The sequence below is a fragment of the Agrobacterium sp. MCAB5 genome, from assembly GCF_052114365.1.
GTDB lineage: Bacteria > Pseudomonadota > Alphaproteobacteria > Rhizobiales > Rhizobiaceae > Agrobacterium > Agrobacterium tumefaciens.
Window position 1 is genome coordinate 1 of the sequence record NZ_JBFREP010000362.1, and the last position, 372, is coordinate 372.

Annotated in this window: 1 pseudogene; it reads right to left on the bottom strand. The window is 59.7% G+C overall.

The features are described 5' to 3' along the window. Nucleotides 1-372: pseudogene (locus AB4Z23_RS29040) on the bottom strand (AraC family transcriptional regulator); the annotation flags it as partial.

The following is a 372-nucleotide window of genomic DNA, read 5'->3' on the forward strand; positions in this document are numbered from 1 at the left end:
ATGCAGGCGTCGCTGCAAAAGGTAGGCTGTGCGGCGTCAGCCCCGTGGTCTTGCTGAAGGATCGCAGGAAGCGGAACTGGCTCATGCCGGCCTCCTGCGCCAGATCGGTTAGGCGCAATGGCCGGGCAGGATCGTCATCGATCCTGCTTTTCGCCCGTCTTATGCTATCGGGCGCTGCCGTCTGGCGTGGTGTTGCCACTGTTTCCATTGCACCCACGAGCAGCATAAGGAGGGTCTCGTCGCAGCGAAGGGTCTTACCCGGGCGATCAGTTGCCGTCACGGCTGAAAAAAGCGCGCGGAACCGGTCCGCCAGAGGCCTTGTATCGACGGGATAGGCAAATTCGAAAAAGCCGTGATCCTTTTCGATGATAT